At 36.9% G+C, this 4,007-nt stretch carries 3 protein-coding genes; 1 reads left to right on the plus strand and 2 read right to left on the minus strand.

The window, feature by feature from the left end; all coding sequences use genetic code 11:
- Window positions 1-451 precede the first annotated feature (451 nt).
- Window positions 452-1,060, plus strand: a complete 609-nt coding sequence (locus M0051_RS19435) for a hypothetical protein (protein ID WP_306743233.1) — start codon at window positions 452-454, stop codon at window positions 1,058-1,060.
- On the opposite strand, the gene M0051_RS19440 is transcribed toward M0051_RS19435, so the two are convergent.
- Entirely contained in the window at window positions 1,041-2,162 is a 1,122-nt protein-coding gene (locus tag M0051_RS19440) for a glutaminyl-peptide cyclotransferase (protein ID WP_306743234.1), read from the minus strand. The genes M0051_RS19435 and M0051_RS19440 overlap by 20 nt on opposite strands.
- 73 nt (window positions 2,163-2,235) lie before the next feature.
- Window positions 2,236-3,711, minus strand: coding sequence for a cysteine--tRNA ligase (gene cysS / locus M0051_RS19445; protein WP_306743235.1), 1,476 nt, complete (start codon window positions 3,709-3,711; stop codon window positions 2,236-2,238).
- Between the last annotated feature and the right edge of the window lie 296 nt (window positions 3,712-4,007).

Here is a 4,007-nt window from a genome sequence, read left to right on the forward strand (position 1 = left end):
TTATTGTTAGCTATTTTGACCAAATATTTGCATATTTAATCTTTTTCTAGAGCTTACATATAAGTGTGCTCTTGCTCATGCAGGGCACACACAATAAATATACGTAATGCGGGGTGATGTGAGTAATTTAACTTTTGTACATTTATTAAAATTTATAACGGTTTGATAAGGGAGTGCCTTGAAATCCCGCACTACGCATATTCGAGCCGTTAATAAATAAGCTATAAAGCCTTATTAAAAATAAATAAGAAAATATTAAAGGTTATCGGAATTATTGCAACTATTATTGTGATAATTGTCTTTCTTGATAATGTCTTTGGAGAGTTTTTAACTGGATGGAATAATCCAAAATAGTTAAACCTAAATCTAATCTATTGGATTGATTTTTCAATTGTATCAAGACCTAGAAGTAAACAGAAAGATCCTGTTTTCCCATACAAATAACAAGTCAATGAACAAAGAATCCTTGATGATCACAACTAGCCCAAAAGTGTTTTGGCAAGAAATTGCTAAAGAAATTGGTGGCCAGTTAGAGGTAACGAAGCAAGGTCAAAATTTTGGAGTGATTCTAAATGACTATTATCACTTAAGAATAAGTGTAATGTATAAAGGTGTTGACATCCTACTTCACTCAACCTATCAACAATCTCCTGGAAAATTCGAAGAGTATTATTTAGACAAGCTACGGATCACATCTGAAATAAAGAGAAAGGATAAATTCTATCTATACTTATGGAGAAAAAGTTTCTTCGAAAAACTATTCAGCTCTTCCAAACACCACACTGGCGATTCAGAATTTGATAAAACGATTGCTTTTACAACCAATAAAGAACGAGAAGTTAGAAATTTATTCTCGAACAGTGCCATACGCAAACTATTGGTTCAGGATAAACTATCTGTTTTCAACATCCAGCATGATGCCGGACAATTGAATATCAAACTTCAAACCGGGCAGATCATTTTGAACAAAGAAATACTTCTCGAGGAGTACAAGAAGTACATTTTATTTGTAGATGGATTAATTGAAGTGGGTTTACTACCTACTTCTTCTCAATCTTAATTTCGAATAGCTTCGGCCAGCGTTTGCCAGTTACAAACATTCTTTGTGTAGCCTCATCCCAGGCAATACCGTTTAGCACATCGTCATTTTTGTCCAGGTGGATTCTATCCGATTGTTTCAGAATAGATCCCAAATGAATGTTGCCTTCAACTCTACCTGTTTTAGGATTGATGATTACAATTCGCTCGGTCAACCATACATTGGCATAAATTTTACCATTAATGTATTCCAGCTCGTTTAAATTGGTAACTGCACCATTGTTGTCGTACACTTCAATGGTGCGTTTCTTTCCGTAATTGGTATCATCAAGTATGGTAAGTATGTTTGAGCCATCAGAAATTACCAGTTCATTATTCATGGCGGTAATTCCCCATCCTTCGTTGTTGGTGGTTTGTGGTTCGAAGAAATCAATTTGTTCGAAAGTTTCAGGATCCATCACAAATACCTTTCTTGAATGCCAGGTCAACTGAATAATTCTGTTTTTGCTATAGGTAATTCCTTCACCGAAATATTCCTGTTCCAAATTCTTTATGGAAATGGCTTCACCATTTTCCAGGCGCACTTTTCTTAAAGACGATTCGCCATGCTGACCTGTTCCTTCGTACAAAAATCCTTCATGAAAAAACAAGCCTTGTGTGTAAGCTCTTCTGTCGTGAGGAAATGAATTTACAATCTTGTAATCGTATTCAGCAGGAGCTTGATTCGACTTCAAATTGATGTAAGTGGTCACCAACCCAATAGTACCATTTTCATGATAAGCCATCAATTTCAGGTTGTGCTTTCCCATTTTATCCTTTGCTGGTTTCCACTTTAAATTCCAAGGTTTTGAGCTAATGGTTTGTATCAATTCACCATCGCCCCACAATTGCAAGGAATCAATATCTCCCGCTTTTTTCTTCGGGCGAACCAAAATTTCAATCTCTTCGCCATAAGCAAATACATCTCCTCTTTTTGGCGCTTTTAATCTCATGCTATTTACAAACTCGATGGTTTTGGCAGCAGGAGCAAGATCCTTTTTCTCAGTTTCAGGTTTTGTAGCACCATTGCTACCACATCCCGATAAAATAAAAAATAGAGAAGAGAAGAGAATTTGAAATTTCATTGTAGTCTTCGTTTAGTGTTTGCTTTGATAAAAATAAAAAAACTGTCCCGATTACTCAGGACAGTTTCAATGATTATTTTGTGATTTCCCATTCAAAACCATCTTTGGTGTCTTTCACCACGATGCCTAAATTGGTCAATTCATCTCGTATCTTATCGGCCGTAGCCCAATCTTTGTTCTTCTTGGCTTCGTTTCTGGTTTCAAGCAAAAAGGCAATTACTTTATCAAGCAATTCATTGTTGCCACCATCATCCGATCCTTCTACCTGCAAACCTAAAACATCAAATACCAAGGTATTGTATAATGTTTTCAGGCTTTCCAAATCTTCAGCAGTAATACTTTCGCTTCCCGCTGCCAAAGAGTTAATCATTTTCACACCATCAAACAGGTGAGCGATTAAAATTGGAGTGTTCAAGTCATCGTTCAATGCCTCATAACATTTGGCTTTCAAATCAGCAACCTGAATACTCGAAGAAGCTGATGTCTGGATTTTATCTAAAGTAGCAATTGCTGCCATCATTCTGTTGAATCCTTTCTCTGCTGCTCTTAATGCATCGTTCGAGAAATCAAGCGGACTGCGATAATGTGCCTGCAACATGAAAAAACGAACGGTCATTGGACTGTAAGCCTGATCTAACACGTCGTTTTCTCCCGAGAACATGTTCGAAAGTGTAATAAAGTTGCCCAATGATTTACCCATTTTCTGACCATTAATGGTAATCATGTTGTTGTGCATCCAATATTTTACAGCTTCTTTTCCGTTAGCTCCGGTTGATTGCGCAATTTCACATTCATGGTGAGGGAATTGTAAATCCAATCCACCTCCGTGAATATCGAACTGCTCACCTAAGTATCTCTCACCCATAGCTGTACACTCCAAGTGCCACCCCGGGAAACCATCACTCCATTTCGATGGCCAACGCATGATGTGCTCAGGTGCAGCTTTCTTCCAAAGTGCAAAGTCGAATGAGTTTTTCTTTTCACTCTGACCATCCAACTCACGAGTATTTGAAATCAATTCCTCGATCTTACGACCTGACAATTTTCCGTACTCATGCTTTTTGCTGTAAGCTTCAACATCAAAATAGATAGAACCATTGCTTTCGTAAGCAAAACCATTGTCAAGTAATTTATCAATCACTTCCATTTGCTCAATGATATGACCCGATGCACGAGGCTCGATACTTGGCTTGCGTACATTCAAATCGTCCATATCCTTGTGGTAACGATCGGTAAAATATTGAACAACTTCCATTGGTTCAAGCTGCTCTAAACGAGCTTTCTTAGCAATTTTATCTTCTCCCTCATCGGCATCGTTCACCAAGTGACCAACATCGGTAATGTTACGAACGTAGCGAACTTTATACTCTAAATGAGTAAGATATCTGAAAAGTAAATCGAAAGTAATGGCCGGACGCGCATGACCTAAATGAGCATCGCCATAAACTGTAGGACCACAAACATACAAACCAACAAATGGTGCGTTAAGAGGTTCGAACAATTCTTTCTTTCGCTTTAGTGTATTATAAATGAACAACTTGTTTTCCATATCCGTAATATAATTCGAATTTTTGTTTGGGGCTGTAAAATTATAAAAAATTATGGCTCTTGTGGCTAATTCTAGTCAATATCTTTAGAATCCTGATAGATAGCAAGCTCAAGTTTCATAATAATGGTGCTGTTTGTTGGTGATAGATACAATAAAGTGCCTAAAGTATTTAGAATACTTAAAGTACTTAGAGTATTAGCACCATAACGTCATTTTATTCGTTTTGATTAAGAGCAATGCTAAATGATTGACTGCTATAATTATTTCTTGTATTTTAACTTTAAGTACTTTAGGCA

The sequence above is a fragment of the Marinifilum sp. D714 genome, assembly GCF_030851345.1.
GTDB lineage: Bacteria > Bacteroidota > Bacteroidia > Bacteroidales > Marinifilaceae > Marinifilum.

Excerpts from the sequence above, each read along its gene's own strand:
- cysS (WP_306743235.1), bottom strand. The coding sequence starts at position 3,711 with ATGGAAAACAAGTTGTTCATTTATAATACACTAAAGCGAAAGAAAGAA.
- M0051_RS19440 (WP_306743234.1), bottom strand. The coding sequence starts at position 2,162 with ATGAAATTTCAAATTCTCTTCTCTTCTCTATTTTTTATTTTATCGGGA.
- M0051_RS19435 (WP_306743233.1), top strand. The coding sequence starts at position 452 with ATGAACAAAGAATCCTTGATGATCACAACTAGCCCAAAAGTGTTTTGG.